The sequence below is a fragment of the Pseudonocardia charpentierae genome, from assembly GCF_031845345.1.
Taxonomy (GTDB): domain Bacteria; phylum Actinomycetota; class Actinomycetes; order Mycobacteriales; family Pseudonocardiaceae; genus Pseudonocardia; species Pseudonocardia charpentierae.
Genome location: NZ_JAVREJ010000004.1, coordinates 142,482 through 157,388, shown reverse-complemented (window position 1 = coordinate 157,388; position 14,907 = coordinate 142,482). Strand labels below are relative to the sequence as shown.

Annotated in this window: 12 protein-coding genes and 1 pseudogene; 8 read left to right on the top strand and 5 right to left on the bottom strand. The window is 68.0% G+C overall.

Annotated elements, in window-relative coordinates:
• Positions 1-76: 76 nt before the first annotated feature.
• Both RM445_RS08400 and RM445_RS08395 read left to right on the top strand, forming a co-directional pair.
• Positions 77-1,240 carry an MFS transporter gene (locus RM445_RS08400; RefSeq protein ID WP_311555560.1) on the top strand — a complete coding sequence of 388 codons (1,164 nt, stop codon included), beginning with the start codon at positions 77-79 and terminating at the stop codon, positions 1,238-1,240.
• Positions 1,241-1,621: 381 nt separating this feature from the next.
• Complete coding sequence (locus RM445_RS08395; RefSeq protein ID WP_311555559.1) at positions 1,622-2,011, top strand: GNAT family N-acetyltransferase; 390 nt, start codon at positions 1,622-1,624, stop codon at positions 2,009-2,011.
• 3 nt (positions 2,012-2,014) lie between these two features.
• On the opposite strand, the gene RM445_RS08390 is transcribed toward RM445_RS08395, so the two are convergent.
• Positions 2,015-3,223, bottom strand: a complete 1,209-nt coding sequence (locus tag RM445_RS08390; RefSeq protein ID WP_311555558.1) for a hypothetical protein — start codon at positions 3,221-3,223, stop codon at positions 2,015-2,017.
• Positions 3,224-3,287: 64 nt separating this feature from the next.
• Positions 3,288-4,394: a helix-turn-helix transcriptional regulator gene (locus RM445_RS08385; RefSeq protein ID WP_311555557.1), complete on the bottom strand. Its 1,107-nt coding sequence runs from the start codon at positions 4,392-4,394 to the stop codon at positions 3,288-3,290.
• Between the two features lie 358 nt (positions 4,395-4,752).
• On the opposite strand from RM445_RS08385, the pseudogene RM445_RS08380 reads away from it, so the two are divergent.
• From RM445_RS08380 to RM445_RS08370, 3 genes and pseudogenes are all read left to right on the top strand, one after another.
• A pseudogene (locus RM445_RS08380) lies at positions 4,753-5,594 on the top strand (transposase family protein).
• 231 nt (positions 5,595-5,825) lie between these two features.
• Positions 5,826-6,629, top strand: a complete 804-nt coding sequence (locus tag RM445_RS08375) for a hypothetical protein (RefSeq protein WP_311555556.1) — start codon at positions 5,826-5,828, stop codon at positions 6,627-6,629.
• A 131-nt stretch (positions 6,630-6,760) separates the two neighbouring features.
• The gene (locus RM445_RS08370) at positions 6,761-8,128 is read left to right on the top strand and encodes a hypothetical protein (protein WP_311555555.1); all 1,368 of its coding nucleotides are present in this window, start codon (positions 6,761-6,763) and stop codon (positions 8,126-8,128) included.
• 127 nt (positions 8,129-8,255) lie between these two features.
• On the opposite strand, the gene RM445_RS08365 is transcribed toward RM445_RS08370, so the two are convergent.
• A complete protein-coding gene (locus tag RM445_RS08365; RefSeq protein WP_311555554.1) occupies positions 8,256-8,654 on the bottom strand; it encodes a helix-turn-helix domain-containing protein in 399 nt (132 codons plus the stop codon).
• Between the two features lie 768 nt (positions 8,655-9,422).
• Here RM445_RS08365 and RM445_RS08360 point away from each other — a divergent pair.
• Positions 9,423-9,932, top strand: a complete 510-nt coding sequence (locus RM445_RS08360) for a GNAT family N-acetyltransferase (RefSeq protein ID WP_311555553.1) — start codon at positions 9,423-9,425, stop codon at positions 9,930-9,932.
• Here the strand turns inward: RM445_RS08360 and RM445_RS08355 are convergent.
• Together RM445_RS08355 and RM445_RS08350 are read right to left on the bottom strand one after the other, a co-directional pair.
• Positions 9,910-11,133 (bottom strand): hypothetical protein, encoded by a 1,224-nt coding sequence (locus tag RM445_RS08355; protein WP_311555552.1) that lies wholly within the window; start codon positions 11,131-11,133, stop codon positions 9,910-9,912. The two genes, RM445_RS08360 and RM445_RS08355, sit on opposite strands and share 23 nt — an antisense overlap.
• On the bottom strand, positions 11,130-12,197 hold the full coding sequence (locus tag RM445_RS08350) for a helix-turn-helix domain-containing protein (RefSeq protein WP_311555551.1): 1,068 nt from the start codon (positions 12,195-12,197) through the stop codon (positions 11,130-11,132). Before RM445_RS08350 ends, RM445_RS08355 begins: the two co-directional genes overlap by 4 nt.
• A gap of 520 nt (positions 12,198-12,717) precedes the next feature.
• Between RM445_RS08350 and RM445_RS08345 the strand changes: the two genes are divergently transcribed.
• Entirely contained in the window at positions 12,718-13,458 is a 741-nt protein-coding gene (locus tag RM445_RS08345) for a hypothetical protein (RefSeq protein ID WP_311555550.1), read from the top strand.
• 30 nt (positions 13,459-13,488) lie between these two features.
• Positions 13,489-14,874 carry a hypothetical protein gene (locus RM445_RS08340; RefSeq protein WP_311555549.1) on the top strand — a complete coding sequence of 462 codons (1,386 nt, stop codon included), beginning with the start codon at positions 13,489-13,491 and terminating at the stop codon, positions 14,872-14,874.
• The last annotated feature ends 33 nt before the right edge of the window (positions 14,875-14,907 follow it).

Here is a 14,907-nt window from a genome sequence, read left to right as displayed (position 1 = left end):
GCCCTGTCCTCGCGGTGGTGGTTCGATTCTATCGATGACACCGGGCCGAAGTGACCGTCTTGGGGCGACCGCACGCTTGCGTCTTCCCTTCGACGTCCGGTTGCTGGTCGGGGCGGGCTTTGTGGTCGCGGTGGGCTACGGAATCGTCGCGCCGGCACTGCCCGAGTACGCGCGCAGCTTCAACGTCGGGATCACCGCGGCTGCGGCAGTGGTGAGTGGCTTCGCGCTGGTCCGGCTGGCCTTCGCCCCAGTGAGTGGCCAGCTGATCGACCGTCTCGGCGAACAGTTCGTGTTCTCATGCGGCCTGCTGGTGGTCGGTGCGTCCAGTGCGGCTTGCGCGTTCGCTAGGAGCTACGCGGAGCTGTTGATCGTCCGCTCCCTGGGGGGCGTCGGATCCACAATGTTCACCGTCGCCGCGGCTTCGCTATTGATCAGGAGGACGCCGTCCGGTATGCGCGGGCGGGCCATGGCTGCTTGGGCGACCGGCTTCCTCGCCGGCACCGTCGCGGGCCCGCTGGTCGGGGGCGCGCTCATTGGGATCAGCCTGCGCGCACCGTTCCTGGCCTACGCAGGCGTGCTCGTGGTCGTCGCTGCGGTGCTCGGCACCCGGTTGCGCGAACCCGGCGTCGGCCCGGCCGTCGTGCGGCGGGACGCCATACCGTCGCCGACCTTCGTCGCCGCGTTGCGGAGCTGCACCTACCGGGCCGCGCTGACGTCGAACTTCCTCGACGGCTGGGCCGTCTTCGGGATCCGCGTCGTCTTAGTGCCGCTCTTCGTGGTCGACGAGGTGGCTCGGTCGGGCAGTTGGTCGGGTCCCGCGCTGACCGCGTTCGCGGCGGGAACGGTCGTCACACTGCCACTCGGCGGGCATCTGGCGGACCGTTGGGGGCGCCGGCCGACTGTGATCGTCGGAACGCTGATCGTCGCGGTCACGACGCTGTGGCTGGGGGTCAGTACGTCGGTGGTCGAGTTGCTGATCGTGTGTGCCGTATCGGGTGCGGGCACCGGTCTCATGACACCACCGGTGGAGGCTGCGGTGGCGGACGTGGTGGCCGACGACGGCAATCGCGGCGGCCCGGCGTTGGCCGCTTTCCAGATGGTCGGGGACGTCGGCGCGATTTTCGGGCCCGTGCTGGGTGGGTGGGCCGTGGAGCTTGGGGGGTACCCGGCTGCATTCGGATTGACGGCCCTGATCGCGTGCGGGTCGATGCTGTGCTGGATTCCTGTATCAAGGAACTAACCAACAGATCCTACTCACAGGGCGTGAGGACTTGGTCGACGGTGCGGCACGCTCTGTAACAAGTCGACGCTACGCTTCGACCAGAACACAGCAGAGCGATCAGTCAGGCGATACAGTTCGCGCCGCCAGATTCGACAGCCACGTCGGCATCGGTGGCGGTGGTGGTGGTGCAGGTCCGGGCGGGCATGGCGCGCCCCGAGCAGACTCGGCGGCGGCGATGGACACTAGGTCATGACTCAGGTGCTCTCGCCCCTGGATGCGCTCGCGAGCGTGGTCGGCGATCCGGAGCCCTCGACGACATTCTCGTTCCTGCAGCCTGCCGACTGGGAGCACCTCAAGGTCATGCGCCTGGCGGCGCTCCGGGACGCACCGGAGGCGTTCGTGACGACCTTCGACGCGGAGGCGCGGCGGCTGCCCGAGGAGTGGATCGACATCCTCGATCGGTCGTCATGGGTGGTGGCCCGTCGGGGTGGCGAGACCGTCGGGATCGCGTGCCTGGCCGCGCCGGACGAGGAAGGACCGAAGAAGCGGTTAATCGAGTCCGTCTGGGTCGCGCCGAACCGACGCCGACGAGGGCTGGTGCGGCAGATGGTGCAGGAGTTGGAAGACCGGCTCGGCGCGACGGTGCCGAGAGCCTGCAGCTCTGGGTTCTCGACACCAACGACTCGGCAGCCGACGCCTACCTCAAGCTGGGGTTCGAGTGGGTGCACGATCGGGTGCAGGATTCCCCGAAACTCTGGCCTCAAGGTGAACCCGTCACGGAACATCTGATGATCAGGCCGCTGTTCCGATGAAGACCTGTCCTCGCGAATAATCGCTTCGGCCGATCACGTCCCACGTCGGCAGGTCCAGCTCGCGCATCACGTCCGTCGTCGCTGCGACGGAGCGTACGCGTTGGGTGGACCATTCCCACTCGCGAAGGTCACCCGCCCACGCGGCAACGTAGTCGGCACAAATGAGGGCCGACAACCGATCCAGCTGGCCTATTGCGGCGTCGAGGGAGTGCAGGGCGGCTGCGCAGCGGTCGGCGTCGTGGGCGTATTCGACGGCGCTTTCCAGGCTGAGGCTCGTCAGGGCGAGCGTCTCCCGGCGGGCCTCGATGTACCACTGCCAGTACCGCTCGTCCGCTGCGTCGAGTCGCTCGAAGTAGTCGATCTCCGGCGCCTGCTTCTCGAACAATGTGTAAAGGCCCTCGGCCAACAGGTCGCCGAACTCCTCCTCTCGGGCGCGCTGCGGGTCCGCGAACGGGTCGTAGGGCGCCTGTGTGGCGGTGCCCGCCAGGCCGAGTCGGCGCTCCGCCACCAGCGGCGAGAAGAAGAACCAGTCTTCGTTGTAGATGTCGGGGAAGAAGGGCACGGGCTGGTCGTTGCAGTTCACCGCCAGCGCCGCGCCGGACACGAAGGTGTCCTGCCGGTACCCGGCGAGCCGTCGAGCGTGGCAGACCACCGAGTTGTCCGGGAACTCGCGGCAGGTGAGGCCGGCGATCTGGCTGACGTCGAGCTCCGCGGCCAGCCGCCGCACGATCGGGGGCGGCACGCTGACCGGGGTTCCGTCGATGCTGTCGCCGATGTCGTCGTCCAGGAAGAGGATCTTTCCCCAGCCGTACAGCCGGGCCATCAGCAGCCCGAGGTTGCGCTTGAGGCTGGTATCCGACCGCCGGTGGGCGTTAGCCCCGCGGAGCCGCGGGGCGGTCGTCCTAGCCGGCAGCCAGTCGTGTCGGTAGGTCGTCGGGACGTCGACGACCAGAGCGCGGCAGCCGCGCACGTGGGCGACCCGGGCCGCCGCCTCAACGGCGCGCGTGTCCTTGCTGCACAGCGCGACGAGCGGAACCCCGAGCCGGGCCGACAGGTGCGCGGCACCGTTGAGTGCTGCCGCGCCGCGCGCCGCCGGGACGATGATCGCGTCGAACCGGCCGGACGGGGCATACGCAGACGGAGGCCGGATGCGCGAGACGTCGTGCGCCAGCGCTCGGTGCGACGACATGTCCGAAGCCATCGGCGGACCACACCGCTGAACCGGCGCAGCGGCGCAAGGAGCGGCCATAGGTTTAATACTCCTCCGCCGTCGGCTCCGGTGACCATTCGAAGAGTCGCGAGTGCGAATTCTGGAGATCGGCGGCGATCGGGTGGCCCGACACGACGGGCACTCGGACCAGCATGGCGAAGTCGCCTTGGGGGAAACGCTCGGCCAGGTACTCTTCGTTCGTCGGCCGAACCGTCTCGTCGGTAATGGCAAGTGCAGCACCGAGAACACCCTTGCTGAATATTCCGTTGCAGATCGTCATGGTGCGGCCGAAGTTGAACGAGTTGGGCAGGCGGGCGAGCAACCCCACGTCCTCGACCAGTTCTCTGTCGCCGTTCCCCTCGTCGCCGTCGAATATCGGCAGGTACGTGTGCTCGTCGCGGTCGATGCCCTTCCGGACGCGGAAGACTTCGCCCTCGGGCACGTTCACATCATCGATCTGCTCGATCGGCAACTCCGCCTTGAGGTGGAACAGGATCCGGCGGGTCGTGGAATTCCAACCGATACCACCGAGCAGGACGATGTGGCTCTGCAGGTCGGACTGCTTGACCTCGGACGGGAGTCGGTGGAAGACCTTCAGGTCCGGGTTCAGCGCGCGGATGTGTCCGAACACCTCGAGCAGCGCGTCCGCGTCGGCGAACCGATGCAGTCGGGTGTGGTTGAGGCTCTTCTCGTCAGCGAGTGGGCCGAGGGAGTCGAGCGGTGCTGCCGGGCAGACGATGACGACCGGGTCTGTGCCTGGGAACTGCAAGATCTGGCGCCGCCTAGGCTCGTCGGCGACCGGCTCGACGACCGGCTCCTTGTCGATCGCGGTATGCAGAGCGAACAGTTCGGTCTTGAGTTGCTCGAACCGCTCGCGTTCGTCTGGAGTGAAGCTTGAGATGTCGCAGAGCGTCGGGCCCTTCCCGTTCACCGACCGGCGGGTGGCGAAGAACTGGGCATAGGCGGTGAGGCGGGCGGTGGTCGGCGTCTTGGGAGCGGTTGGCGACTCGTAGGAGCTGACCGTGGCCGGCGACGCGTCCAGAGCGGTAGCCACATGGGCCTGCCGGACGGTGACTTCGTCCCACTCGCGCTCGCGCAGCTCCCGGAGGCGTTGGGCGAGGCGTAGTGCCGCGCCGCTCCCCGATGCCATGGCGTGCCCTCCACGTCAGCGACGAGCGGCAGAGATCACCGATCCCCCTCGTCCGCGAGGACTCTACCGTGGTGACTCGCACTACACGAGAGTGAAACTTGAAGTCAGAAGAGATCAGTGTTGACGATCAGTCAGTGGTGTCGCTATCGAGCTGAATTGTGATCATCGATGGCCTTTGGCGGTGCCCTGGCGATGATCGTCGGCACGAGGTTGCATCAGCGAGGTGATCTCAACAAGATCGGCGCTGGCTGCGGTGGCGACACGCCCATAACGGGCAATCGGAGCGGTGATGGTCGAGGGCGCGGGGTCCTCGATAGGGAGTTCTCACCACAAGATCGACCCTGCACGAGGACCCCGCGTGATCGCTTATCCTGCCATGCTCGACGTGCCTCGCGAACTGGTCCGGGAGGTCGCCCGGCTGCTACGCGCCGAGCGACGCTCGCGCGGTACCCGGAAAGGTGCGCGGGCGTTGACCTGCTGGTCCCAGGCGCTGCTGGGCCTCGCCTGGTTCCGCAGCCGGGCGGAGATCGCCCTGGTCGGGGCCGGGTTCGGGGTGTCGCGGGCGACCGCGTACCGCTACCGCGACGAGGTCATCGACGTGCTCGCCGCGCAGGCCCCGGACCTGCACGAGGCGTTGCAGGAGGTGGCCGAGCAGGGTTGGTCGCACGTCGTGCTCGACGGCAAGCTGATCAGTACTGGCCGCTGCGCTGAGACCACCGAGAGCGTCAAGGGCGAGACGATCAACGCCTGGTACTCCGGGAAACACCGCGCACCCGGCGGGAACATCCAAGCCGTCATCCGTCCGGACGGGATACCGATCTTCGTCTCCGATGCCGCGCCCGGTCACCAGCACGACCTGACCGTGGCCCGTGACGCCGGCGTCATCGCGGCGCTGAACTGGCCGCCGGCCAGCTCGACCTGCCCACCCTGGCCGACTCCGGCTACGAAGGCGCAGGCTAGGGCATCAAGACGCCGATCAAACAGCCCGCCGACGGGCATAACCTCGCCCCGGACAGCCGGGCCTACAGCACGCTGTTGCGCTCGACCCGCTGCCTCGGCGAACGCGGCTTCGCCCTGCTCACTGGCCGCTGGCGAGCCCTCCAACGCGTCACCGTCAGCCCCCGCCGAATCGGCGAACTTGCCCAAGCCGCACTCGTGCTCACACGAATCGATAACATCCACCTACGCACTTCTTGTTGAGATCACCTCAGCGACCGGGCGTGGTATTCGGAAATGGTTACTCAATTGTGCGGTGAATCTCGCGACGGTGGTTCCTGTCGTTCTATCCGTGTTTTACGAGTAGTTCGAGGCTTGACCGGCACGAAATCCGGGAACGTCCTATACGCTTGATCCGGCGCCGGTCGGAGTGATATCCGGAACTCCCCGGAGCCCGTTCAAGGAGGATGCCCCACCGTCCCGAGGCGGTTCGCCATGACTCAGCCCGATGTCCCCGTCCCCGTCCGGCTCGAACGTGTGGTCGACAGTCTCTTCCGTGGCGACTGGCGTACTGCGAGGGGGGAGCTGCGCCGCGGCGGTGACGCGGAGGGGCAGCGGGCGCTGGTCGATGTGATGAGCTGCCTCCGCCGTGTGGCCAACTGCCAGTGGCTGCAGTGCGCCCTCGGCGACGTGCAGGCGGCGATGGGTGAGCTGGATCGGGCAACGGACACGCTCGTCCGGCTCGGTGCCAAGTCGGCCGGAGGTGGCCGGCTGCTGATCGTGGCGGAACCCGCCTGCAGCACGCAACCGCAGCACCTCATGCGGACAACGACGCGGCTGGTCGTCCGGGAGCGCGCCGAGCTCGACGCACTTCGTCTGATCTTCAGCGACATCACGCGTGGCGGCCGCGAGCTGGTCTACGCCTGTGCCGAGCACCTGACGTGGGTTGAGTTCGACCCGTTCACCGTCCTGGTGCACGAGCACGATCAGGAACTGCTCGGCTTGGGCGACGCCGCATACCGGCGGTTCCGCATCGCCAACCCTCAGGACATCAGCGCCCGTGCCACCAAGCTGCGCCAGTTTGCCGCCGTCCGTCGGGGCTCGGTGACGTCCCAGACGTGGCACAGGATGGGTGGCTACGGGAGCGTGCGCGAGGCTGCCCTAATGGTGCTCGCCGGTGAGCAGCTCACCCGCGGCCGTGCTGACCTTTCGGTACGCCTCGGCCGCGCGTGTGCGGTGCAGTACGCCAAGCACTGGGCGAAGACACTTCGGCCCGACTTTGACGCAAACCTGGTCTGATTCCACAACACGATGCGACACTCAGCGCCGGTAGTGGTTGGGTGAATGCGGTCCGCCACCGGTCTCGCACGGTGTCGGGCGCCAGAACGCGTACGGGATCGGGTCGTGGACCGACGGAGGCGAGGCCGCGAATGTCCACCACGGTGAGCGCCCTTGGCGCGCGGTTGGCGTACACCGATCTCGCGGTCGAGCGGTCGGGTGCCCGCCGTGGCGAGCTCGAGTTCGCCGCCGAGGTCGTGCCCGGAGTAACGGTGACCTGGGATCCGGCGACGCCGGCCCGGTGCGTCGCGCTGTCGATCGGCAACGGCTCAAGAAGGGCGGCACCGGACGACCACCGCGATGTCGACCGCACGCCGTGGCTGCGGCTGGCCGCTGTCACCATGCTGGACCACCGGCTCTACCTGCCGCTGAACCGTGCGCTACTGAACGCCGAGATAGCGGTGGCGCAGGTCGGTGCCGCCCGAACGCTCGCCCGGGGCGAACCGACGCGGCGCGACCTCATCGACGGGGCCCTGGTGCGCGCGCGCTCGGCCGCCCACGAGCTGGTGGCGTACCTCGACCGGTGGACACGGCTCGACCAGCGCGCGCCCGCACCGCTGGCGGCCTCGCTCGCTGTGCTGGCCCAGGGCCTCAGGGCGATCGCCGCCGAGGTGGACGGTTACGACAGCGCTCTGGCCGCGGCAATCGAGGCCCTGGACCGGCTGATTAGCGGCACACCCCTGCGCGCACGTGGCCGGCGCGGGGCTGCACCGCCACCGGATGCGCCGTCGGGTACGGCCCGGATCGACCCGCGCTCGGTGCGAGCGCGGGTGCTGCGGCTGGGGCCGGCCGCCGACTCCGCGGAGATCCAGGTGGTGCCGGTGCGCCTGGCGGACCGCGCAGCGCTGCGCGTCCGCGTGCCCGCATTCGAGCCGCTCCCGAAGGCGATCGACCTTCCGGACCTCGCGGTGCGGCTGGTTCACCGACGCTCCGGACGGATCCACGGCTACGGCCTCCTCGGGCTGCTGGACCGCGTCAGCGACCGGTGCTTCGAGGTCGTCGTGTGCCTCACCGCCGCGGCCGGCCCGCGCGACGTCCGGGTCGAGCTGCACGACGCAGAGCGGGAGCCGCCGCCGGTGCTCACCGACAACGCCGAGCTGTGTCGTGTGCGGCGGGCCACGTTGTTCCTCGCCGGCTGGCGCGCGCTCGTGGCCGACACCCGACTCTGGGGCGCTAACGCCGCACCGACGTCCCGCCTGCAGGCGGTTGTCGGCACGCTCGCGCCCCACGGCGACGAGCCGCTCTGGTCCTGTGGCCCCTCGGTCTCTCACCTGAAGCGGATCGCCGAGCTGGGGGACCGCCCGTTGGCGGCCGTGTTGCGCGGCGGCAAGCCGGTTGCGGCCGGCGCGATCGCCGGTGACGACGGCGGCGCGGCCGAAGTCGTGAACTCCGTCGCCGGCCCCGGGGACCTGCTCGCCGCCGAGCTGGCGGCGGCGTACGAGCGCGCCGTCCCGGCGTAGCCCCGCAGAAAGTCGCCGGGCGCGACAGTCGTCCCCACCGGACGCGTCCGCGTCGTCTCCTGACACCGGGAGGCGGTCAGGATGAGCGAACTGGATGTGCGGTCGGCGCTGCCAAGCGGTGGGGCGCTCAGCGACTTCGTCGCGACGACCCGGCGGTGGACCGGGGTCCAGGTCGAGCTCGCGCCGGGTCCCGGCCGATCGCGGCATGCAGGGCGAATAGCTCGGCCTTGAGCTGCACGAACCGCTCCCGTTCGTCAGGGGTGAAGCTCGTGAGGTCGTGGAGCGTCGGGCTGTCCCCGTCGACGGACCGGCGGGTGGCGAAGAACTGGGCATAAGCGGTGAGGCGGGCGGTGGTCGGCGCCTTGGGAGCGGAGACCGACTCGTACGAACTGACGGTGGCCGGCGAGGCGTCCAGAGCAGTGGCGAGGTGGGCCTGACGGACGGTGCGATCGTCCCACTCGTGCTCGCGCAGCTCGCGAAGGCGTTGGGCGAGGTGTACCGCTGCGCTGCCGCTCCCCAAAGCCATGGCATGCCCCTCCCGTGAACTGACGAGAAGCAACTATTGCGGATCCGCCTCGTCCGCAAGGAGCTTAGCGTGGTGACTCGCACTCCACGAGAGTGTAAAGAGGAGTCCGGAAGCGACCGGTGGTGGCGATCAACCACAAATGCCATGCGCGAGATCGCCTGTGAGTACGGAGGCTTCACCTCCGCCAACGAGCGCAACGCAGCTAAACCATAGCCCCACAATGTTTGCGTCGGCTAGCGCGAGCAGTTCTTGCACTCAATGTGCTTCACTCGGAGGCGGCATATCGGTCAACCAGAGTCGGCTGGGCGATCTCGCGGTTGTGACCGGCGGCCCTCGGTCAGAGTAGCAGGTTCCCCTTGGCCGTGACCGTGTCGGAGGCAGAGGGAGCGAGCTGCGTGGAACTAGGCTGCGCCGTCCGCAGGCGCCGACTTGATCTGCGGCGAGAGCAATCCGGCGATTTCGCTTCCCAAATGTACGGTTGCGTAGTGTCGGGTACAGACTCTGCAGGTCAGCGTGAGGCCGTCCATCGGCCTGGCTGTCTCTGTTGGGCCGGAGGACGGAATTCGCTGCCACGTTGGATGGCCATCTCGTCTACTATGGATGATCAGGCTCCGGAGCGGCGGGCCCGGCCCCCTGCAAGGATGACAGTGAGCGCACTCACACAGGCTTTGACGACGGGGGCGACCCGTGCTCTGGTTCGAGCGGCTGGGGCGAGTCACTATGGAATGACATGCCCCGGCAGTGCGGGCTACACACCGTTGGGACTCAATGACGAACTCCATGTGGAACGTGCGGGAGCTGGTTGACGACGAATGGGAACTCCTGTGCGAGGCCCGTCTCGAGGCGCTCAAAGAATCACCCCAGGCGTTTCTCTCACGACACGATCACGTGTCGTCGTGGGGCGAGCCGGAATGGCGTGCCACATTTATCGCAGCGCGCTGGGTGGTCGTGGCGCCCGACTGCGACATCGTCGGGCTGCTGCATTCTGTCCGCGATCGCGCCACCCCGCGTTCACGGGAGGTCCAGTCGATCTGGGTCAGGCCTGAGTACCGCAAGCGCGGCGTCTTCCGCTCGATGTTGAACACGTTGGCGAAATGGGAGTGGGCCGCAGGGGCCCGCGACCTGTGGCTCTGGGTGCTGGAGGACAACCACGATGCCCAGCGGGCCTACGAGCACGTGGGGTTTTGCCTCGAAGGCGAGCCGCAACCGCTGCCCGATGTACCGAATCAGTCCGAGAGACGGATGCGAATGCCGCTCACCGGCTCGCCGAGTAGCTGAGCTGCAAGGAGCGGGTTCTCAGCCGCTGCGCCGAGCCGGCGTATGCGTCACCCCCGACCGCGTGACGCCACTTCCGTACGCCGAGCACGGCCATGGCTTCCCAGTAGTCGGACACCATGTTCACCGCGGCCGACGACATAGCCCAGTCCTTCAGGTCGGCTCGCCAGGCATCGAGGAACGCCACGCAGGTGTCGGCCTTGATCGTCACCAGCTGGTCCTCGGCGGCCGACAGCGAGCGCATCGCCTGCCGGGTCTCGACAGTGTCCGAGTCGGCAAGGTAGCTCTTGATGATCTCGTGGGTTTCCCTGCGGCCATCGATCCAGTCGTGCCAGAACTGCCACGTGGCCAGGTCCAGCAGCGCGTCGTAGCCCAAGGCTGCGCCGCCCGCGTCACCGATCAGCGAGTAGAGCCCCTCGGCCAGCAAGTCGCCGAACTCCTCCGACCGGGCCCGGCCCGGGTCGGCGAAGGGCTTGTAGGGAAGCTGGGTCGCGTCGCCGACACTGGTCAGCTCGTGGTTGACCACTGCTCGGCTAAAGAAGAACCAGTCCTCGTTGTAGATGTCGGGGAAAAAGGTGAGTGGCAGGTCGTAGCAGTTCACGCCCAGTACGGCTCCGGAGACGAAGTTGTCTTGGTGAAATCCGGCAAGCCGCAGCGCGTGGCATACGACGGAGTTGTCCGGATAGTCGCGACAGACCATTCCGGCCATATTACTGGTATCGAGGCTTTTCGATAGGCGTCGAAACACCGCCGTGTCGGTCAGCGTAATGTCGTCGTCAATGAAGGCGATCTTGCCCCAGCCCATGAGCCTCGCGAGGAGCAGGCCGAGGTTGCGCTTCGTGCTGAGGTCGCTGGCGCGGCCCCCGCTCGCATCCCGGAACTCGGGCGCCGCCGTCCGTCTCGGCATCTGCCGCAGCTGGAAGCCCTTTGGCACATCGATCATGAAAGCCTCCGCGAGCGGGTTTCTAGCCACCCGGTCGGCGACGTCCTCGACGGTGCTGTGCCTGCTGCACAGCACCACCAACACGGCCCCGAGCCGGGCCGACAGGTCGATGAGCAGGTCCAGCGACGACGCACGGCGAGCGGACGGAACGACGATCGCGTTCAGTCCGCCTGCCGATTCGACGTACGAGTCCTGCACGTCCGCCAGCAGTTCGGAGTGCGAGGACCGGTGACGCATCGGGCCGTCGAGAGGCCGGCTCATCCGCGTATTTCTGTGCTAGGAGCCCACTCGTAGAGCCGGGCATATGGGTCCTGAAGGTCGGGCGACAGGCTCGCGTTGGACACCACGGGCACGCGCAGGAGAAGGGCAAAGTGGCCCTCCGGGAAACGCTGGATGAGGTAGCGCTCGTTGGCCTCGCGAACCAATCTGTCGGTGAGACAGCGGACGCCACCGAGGACGCCGCGGCTGTGGATGCCGTTGCAGATTGTGAGCGTGCGGCTACTCTGGAACGGGCTACGCAGTCGGACGATCTGCGCGACGTCCTCCACGAGTTCGCCGGTGCCATCGGGGCCGTCGTCCCAGATCGGGTAGAACCGGCGTTCGCCCTCGGTGTCCTTCACCTTGAAGATGTCGCCGGTCTTAAGCGAGGGGTCATCGACCTGAGTAATGGGAACCTGCTTGATCGCCGACTGGATACGGCGGGTCATGTCGTTCCAGCCGACGCCGCCCAACAGGACTACGTGCGCCTGGAAGTCGTCCGCAGCAAGCTCGTTCGGCAGACGGAACCGCACCTCGAGGGCGGGGTTCTCAGCGCGGATGTGCCCCCAGATCTCTAGCAGCGCATCAATGTCGGCGAACTGCTGAAGGCGGTTGAAGTTGGGTTTGGTCTTGTCGGCGAGCGGGCCGCGCTCCTCCTCGGGCAGCTCCGGGCAGATGATCGTGATCGGGCCTTCGTCGAAGGAGAACGTGTTGCGCTGCTCGGGACTGCCCGTGTGGAACAGACCGAGAAGATGCTCTTCGAGTTCTTTGAACCGGTCGTGCTCGTCCGGAGTGAGCTGCTCGACGGGGAGCAGGTGCGGCTTGGGCTCCAGAGAACGGCGGCTGGCGAAGAACCGTGCATACGCGCTGAGCCTGCTCGGGGGTGGGGCCTTGGGGTTGCTGAGCGACTCCCACGAGCTGAGCGTTGCCGGGGCGACGCGACTTCTCTCCGAGCTCAACGCGGCGGCCAGCTGAGCCTGAGTGAGCGAGCTGTCGGGCCACTCCGACTCGCGGAGCTCACGCAGGGCGCGGGCAAGCCGTACGGCCTGGCGCGGCGCTAGCGCCACTGCGCCTCCCCTGCTCGTCGCGGTGCACTGCCGTGCCTGGTCGATACGGCTCGAAAGCCGCGGATTCTAGCTGACTCCAACAGACTATGCCACCTTTCACCGAGATCGGCCCGACTCGCCCACGGTGCCGCCCACTACGACTGACACCGCCAACCCTCCACTAAACCGGCCGCTGTCGGCCAACTCTACCCAACATTGGGAGAGCAAACTTCTTTTGCCGTGTTACGCTACCGCACTGAGACGACCTGGGTATGAAGTGGGGTGGGTCGTAATGATGTTCGGGTCTGACCACGGTTGGGTGTTGGCTGCCACTCCCACATCGTCGCCAGGTGTAGGCGAGAAGATCATGCCTTACGGCCCAGCCACCACCTATGGCACGACGGACGTGTACGCGCTGCCAGAAGGGACGTCCTGCGCGGGCTTCCGTTCCCCGGCATCAGTACGTCTCGGCTCCGACGCGTAGGCCATGACAGGCCCGGGCGTCCGGCCTCCCCGGCCACCCGAGTGGCTGGACGCGGCCGTGTGCGCGCTCGAGGCCGGAAACTGGCGCGATGTGCTGTACGTGATCTACCCACAGGTCGTGGGCGAGGCGCAGGGGCAGGCCGCGCGGCTTCTGTCAATGGTGCACGCCATCACCCGGGGAATGCGGTGGCGAGCTCTTGGCCAAGTGGTCGAGGCATGGGCGGAGTTCGGGGACGCCGCGCGGATGCTGCCGACGTCGTTCTGTCCGACGCGCGATGGCCAGGCCATCCCGTTGGCCGTCCTGGCCCCAGCACCCGAAGGGGACTTCGGGCACGCGATGCTGACGTGGCGGGCTGCGCAGACTGTCGTCCGCGAGCAGCAGGATCTCCTAGCCCTGCGGGCGCTCCTGGTCAAGCCGGGGTTGACGTTGTACGAGGTGCTCGTCTACGCCTACGCCGACTATCGCAGGTGGGTGGAGGACGACCCGTGGACCTGGCTCGAGCCATCGGCTGACACGCCGTCCGTCGTGCGGAACACGCCGATGACGTTCTGCGCGCGCGCGACCCGGATCCGGCGGTTCGGCAGGCCGTTCGCGGCGGACGTCGATCCGGCGGCGCTGCGGCGGGCAAAGGGGTTGCCGGGGCTCTACGCCGACACGATGCGCTACCTTGCAGCGGCCGCCGCTCCCGCCGAGGGCATTCCGCCGCGGCTCGGTTGGACGCGCGCCCACGAACTAGCGATCCGTTGGCTCGACGATGTTGAGAAGCGCTTAGATCTGTTAGCCTCCGGAGACCCGTGAATTGAGCCGTCCCCAGGGGGGCCATTCTCGATGATGGCCTGCGACGCTCATCTCAATTCCGTGCTGGCTTACGCTGCGCACATTGGAGCGGGTGTCTGTGTCGACGTCGATCTTGCGGCGCCGTGGCGGCCATGCCCGGTCTCCGCCGACGCGGTAGACGGCACCACGAATCCGCTGCTTAAAGCCCTGGTCGGGCCGCAAGCCATGCGCAGAGTCGGCCGCTCGGCGGAGCGTCCGCCGACGTTCAAGCCCAGTTCGGCGCCGCTGTGGGCCCGCGTCGCCATGATCGATGCACTGAACTTCTGGCTTCCGTCGGCGTTGGACCAGTCGCTGGTGGACGCGGAGCGCGGCGTGGCACGAGGGCGGGCTGCAAAGACCCTTCCGGTCGATTCTGAGGTCCGCGGCGTCATCCTCGGCGAGGCCGTGAATCTCGCGCGACGCGCGTCGCGCGGTGTGGTCCGCTATCTCCGGGCGCTGGCCGCCCACCGCGGTGTGCTGCCCGTGGGGCTCGTCCGCGTGTTGGAGCCGCTGGTCGCGGGCTACGGCGAGCTGCTCGCCGACGTGGACAATGCCGCCGACCGGCAGCTGTCCGACGTGCGGCGCGCCTGGGAGGCCGTCGCCGCGCTCCGGACGTCTTCGTATACGATGACGCCCGAGGCGCCGGCGCGGCGACCGCGACGGCACCCGACGCGCCCCCGACGGGCGAGCATGATCGATCCACGACAGGTCCAGGCGCGCGTTCTCGCGCTTTCCCGCAATCCGGGTGCAGCCGAGATCACGGTGGCCGATACGCAATTGGGAGACCGTCCCGCGCTTCTCGTCCGCGTCCCCGCCTATCGGCGCGCGCTCGACCAGCCCGTTGTGCAGCGCCTCCGGGTGCGGCTCCTCGATGGGCGCTCGGACGCGCCGCGCGGGCAGTCGCTGCTGACGGTAGAGGCGAAGCCGCCGCGCGGTTCGTCCACCGTGCATCTCGAGAGCATCGTCGAGCTGCCGGGCGCGGACGTCGCGCCGCTGCGTGTCGATGTCTTTGACGCGCTCAGCAAGGCGCCCCCGGCCCTCGCGGATACGGACGAGGAGCTCCAGGAGGTCCGCCGAGCCTTGGCGTTCCTGGACGAGTGGCGCCAATTGATGGCCGCGTCCCAGGTGTCCGGCACGTCGCTCGCCCCACGGCTCCGCGAGCTCGCCGAGTGCCTCGCCCCAGGCGACGTGCTCGAACGACCGCTGTTCCCGGGTGGTCCGTCGGGCGCCGACCTCCGAGCGCTGGCTCGCACGGGGGACGCCGCTCTGCTACGTCGCACGCGGACACTTGACGAGGACGGCGGCGGGGCGAGCGACCTGTTCGGCTTGACAACGGGAGCTGCGGGACTGCTCGCGGCGGAGGTCGCCACGGCCGACGCGGAGAACACGCGATTATAGCTCTCGAGCAGTACCGAAGCGAGCCTCAGTAGC

Bases quoted from the DNA above. Each gene is read 5' to 3' on its own strand.
- RM445_RS08390 (WP_311555558.1), bottom strand. From the start codon at position 3,223: ATGTCGTCGCACCGAGCGCTGGCGCACGACGTCTCGCGCATCCGGCCT.
- RM445_RS08385 (WP_311555557.1), bottom strand. From the start codon at position 4,394: ATGGCATCGGGGAGCGGCGCGGCACTACGCCTCGCCCAACGCCTCCGG.
- RM445_RS08375 (WP_311555556.1), top strand. From the start codon at position 5,826: ATGACTCAGCCCGATGTCCCCGTCCCCGTCCGGCTCGAACGTGTGGTC.
- RM445_RS08370 (WP_311555555.1), top strand. From the start codon at position 6,761: ATGTCCACCACGGTGAGCGCCCTTGGCGCGCGGTTGGCGTACACCGAT.
- RM445_RS08365 (WP_311555554.1), bottom strand. From the start codon at position 8,654: ATGGCTTTGGGGAGCGGCAGCGCAGCGGTACACCTCGCCCAACGCCTT.
- RM445_RS08360 (WP_311555553.1), top strand. From the start codon at position 9,423: ATGACGAACTCCATGTGGAACGTGCGGGAGCTGGTTGACGACGAATGG.
- RM445_RS08355 (WP_311555552.1), bottom strand. From the start codon at position 11,133: ATGAGCCGGCCTCTCGACGGCCCGATGCGTCACCGGTCCTCGCACTCC.
- RM445_RS08340 (WP_311555549.1), top strand. From the start codon at position 13,489: ATGATGGCCTGCGACGCTCATCTCAATTCCGTGCTGGCTTACGCTGCG.